At 33.0% G+C, this 3769-nt stretch carries 2 protein-coding genes; both read left to right on the forward strand.

Features of this window, described 5'->3' with window-relative positions:
- Window positions 1-468 precede the first annotated feature (468 nt).
- Window positions 469-3411, forward strand: coding sequence for a phosphoethanolamine transferase (locus Q1V74_RS11170; protein WP_300648964.1), 2943 nt, complete (start codon window positions 469-471; stop codon window positions 3409-3411).
- A 171-nt stretch (window positions 3412-3582) separates the two neighbouring features.
- Window positions 3583-3769 (forward strand): hypothetical protein (locus tag Q1V74_RS11175; protein WP_300648962.1); only part of this gene is annotated, 187 nt, incomplete at its 3' end.

The raw sequence follows: 3769 nt of genomic DNA on the forward strand, positions 1-3769 counted from the left end.
TTAGTAGTTTAGAGGAGTTTAAAAAAATGAGCTCTATAATTGTTGCTAATCGTTTGAGTAGTGACTTGTTAGATGTTAAAGATAGAGTCTATACTAGAGACTTATTTGGAAGTGATGTATAGTTTACTGTTTTTCAGTAACAGTAATTTTACTGAGATATATATTGATCAAGTGCTTTATAAGTTATGCAAAGGCCAGAGCTAATAACCGTTAATTTAGCTACTGGCCAAGGTTATTCTGTTTTAAAAATGGTTAAAGTCTTTGAGCAAGCTTCAGGTAAATAGGTTGATTATCAAATTGTTGATCGTCGCCCTAGTGATATTGCAGCCTGCTATGCGGACCTTAAATTAGCCCTACAAAGATTAGGCTGGAAAGCAGAGCTTACATTAAGTGATATGTGTGAAGATGCATGGCATTGGCAAAGTAATAATCCTAATGGATATTGAGTAGAGTAGAAAAAAAGTGAGTATGTATTTATTAAAGGGAATTTCTGCTTTTTATAAAGATAGGTTCTTAGTTGGGAAAGATAAGTTTTGGTTTTTTTTATGGTCATTAGTATTTATACTTTTTTTCTTTTATGCAGCTAAGCCAAGTTTATACTCTACTTTAGAAAGCAGTTCATATATACACTCATCAGAAAATGTATCTATTGAAAATCAGTGGTCTACAGTAAACTCTGAAGGTCAAGGTGTTTTCTTTGTTCATCCTGGAGAAGCAGAACCAGTAAAGCTAGCTCTTAAATTAAAGCAGCGTGGGTTTTATAAAGTTGAGTTGAGTATACGTGAGGGCTCAAGCGCTGGTAATATACGTTTTTCAGTCTATAAAAATAATATATTTTTAAGTGAAAATGTAGTGTTGGCAAACGAAAAAGCCAGTGTACTTAGTTTGAAAATAAATGAAAATGACTCTCTTACTATTATTGCTGATAAAAATGGTAGTACAGCCCAAGATTGGGGTAATGTTAAAATATTAAAAATAGACTATGGTTATATTTATAATTTGTTGTCTATTTTAGTGATTTGGCTCTCAGTGTTTTTTTTGAACTATAATAAAAATCAAGCAGCTTATGTAGTGGCAGGTTTTTTTGTATTTGTTATTTATACTTTAGCTGAGAGACTAACATTTAACAGTATTTCTCTGAATGCTGTTATTGGGTACAGCGCATTATTAATTGCCTGTATCACTGTTTTTTCCTTGATACATTCTATTTTAAGTTATTTCAGGCAATCTAGCTGGGCTATAGTCTTCATGGGATTGTTGTTGGTATTGATAGCCGCATCACCTTTAGCTTTTATATCATATAAATTAAGCTTTGGTGAGCCAATAGCTAAAGAAGCATTGTATGCAATATTTCAGAGTAATGCATCAGAGAGTATTGAGTTTGTTTCAGATTTTATTTCTTTTAAAGCAATGGCTTTTTTTGCATTCTCATTATTTTTAGTTTTATTTGTTGTGTGGTGGCATAGAAACAGTAATGTAAGGCAAGTTAATTTTTCACTCTGGTTTGTGATTTTTTTAAGTATGACTATTATCGCTGGTGTATTTTTGCCTGATACAAAAATGTTAGCATTAATGAATAATAGTTTTAAAGAGTATACTCAGGAGCTAAAGGCATTTAAAGAGTTGCAGGGTAAGCGCTCTGTTGATGCTAATGCTATTAATGCCAAGAAGACGAATCAGGGGGAAACCTATATTGTTGTGATTGGCGAGTCATTAAATAAACAGCATATGCAGCTATATGGATATTCAAGACAAACTACACCCAAGTTGTCGGAGTTAGTTAAAAAAGGTGATTTGTTAAAGTTAAATAATGCTTATTCTAATCACACGCATACTATGCCTGTTTTATCTTTGGCTCTAACTGAGGCTGCACAGGATAAGAAAAAAGACTATTACAACTCAGTCTCTATTGTCGAGGTTTATAAAGCGGCTGGTTTTGAGACTATTTGGTTAACGAATCAAAATTTATTAGGAGCCTGGGATAATTTGGTCTCAATTATTGCTAATCAGGCAGATAAAGTAGTTGGTATTAATAGCTCTATTGGTACAACAACCATTAGTCAGCGTTATGATGGAGATCTACTTAAACCATTAAACGAAATTTTATCGAAAAAAACTAATAAAAATAGAGTGATTTTTATGCACTTAATGGGAAGTCATGGCAGTTACTGTAGTCGATTCCCTGATGAGTATGCTTATTTTAAGGGAGAGTTATCAAGGGGAGAGTTCGGGGAAAGCATAGCCAAGAGTAAGGCTTTAGAATTAGCAGTTAACTGTTATGATAATAGTGTTCTTTATAATGATTTTATTATTTCTGAAGTGATTAAATCCATTAAATCGTCAGATGGCATAAGTTCTGTTTTGTATTTTTCAGATCATGCTGATGATGTTTTTAGACAGCTGGGGCATAACTCCGCTATGTACACTAGCTCTATGACGCAAATACCTTTTTTAATTTGGTTTTCAGAAGAATATAAGTTGCATTACGCTGATATTTTTCAACAGTTTTTGAAGAATAAAAATACTCTTTTTTCCAATGATAGACTCTATGACACATTAATAGGCTGGAGTCAGATAAAAACCCAGTATTATCGTCCTGAGTTTGATTTTACATCAAAAGACTATCAAGTAAATCCACAGGAAGCATTAACGTTACATGGTAGAAAACGATATATAGAATCGAATGATTATTATTGGAATAGATATAATTCGGATGAGCTAAGTAGACAAAACATTTTAGATGTGCACATAGCCAGAAATGTAAATACCTTAGCTAAAATGAGCGAGTTGTGGGAAATGGGGCATAGAGCTTTTGAAATTGATGTTTTTTTTGACATCGAGGGGCAGGGAATATTTCGTACAGGAAGAAATACTAATCATATGGGGGAAGATTTAAAATTAATTTTATCTAGAATAGATCTCGATGAAGTTAAAGCTTTTTGGCTGAATATAAAAAACTTATCAGCTGAAAATTATCAGCAGGTCTTATTAGAATTGGAAAGAATTAACAATCATTTTCCCATTAAAAATAAATTAATGTTAAAAACTGATTGGTCTTCTAAAGAAGCTAGTCAGTTTTCTCGTGCTGGATGGAATATAGCTTTTCATCTATCAAAAGATAAAGTTTTAGGAAAAATTGACTCCCTATTTGATAAAGATAATTTTTTAAAGAAGTTGGCAGAGCAACTCAGTGCTCAAAAAGCGGTAGCTATTGCTTTTGATGCTGAGCTATTCAGTTTTTTTGAAGATAATGGTTTAGAGGATAGACTGCCTAGTCATATAACCTATTTTTTAGTAGAGCAGTTAGAGCTAGGAGATCCTGAATTATTGACTAAGTTGGAAAGTAAAAAGCATAGCCAAGACAAAAATAAAATAATCTCTTTAAAAGTTAATAGCATATTTAGTCTTTAATAGAGTGGCTCTAACTAATTTTTAACTGCTTGATAATTTAGTTGGGGTGTGTTATTTAAGGTTCGTGACAAAAATAATAAATTGAACTGATTAGTGGCTATAAGCAAAGAGCAACAAACGGGTAAGATTTACAGGGCTATAGCTGCTAAAGCTAAGAAAGAGGTATTCCTCATGGAAAGAAATGAAGCGCCTAAACCCCCAACACCACCCTCGATGGATAATCAGCACAAAAAATTAGAAAAAAAACGCTTAAAACTGCTAGAGCAACGCAGTAAGCAACGCCATCAACAACACCTGATGCGCATGGGCATCGTACTTATCGTCTCGTTAGTGTTAATCAGTTTAGGGTGGTATTTAG

Source organism: Paenalcaligenes sp. (genome assembly GCF_030152715.1).
In the GTDB taxonomy this organism is placed as follows: Bacteria; Pseudomonadota; Gammaproteobacteria; order Burkholderiales; family Burkholderiaceae_B; genus Paenalcaligenes; species Paenalcaligenes hermetiae.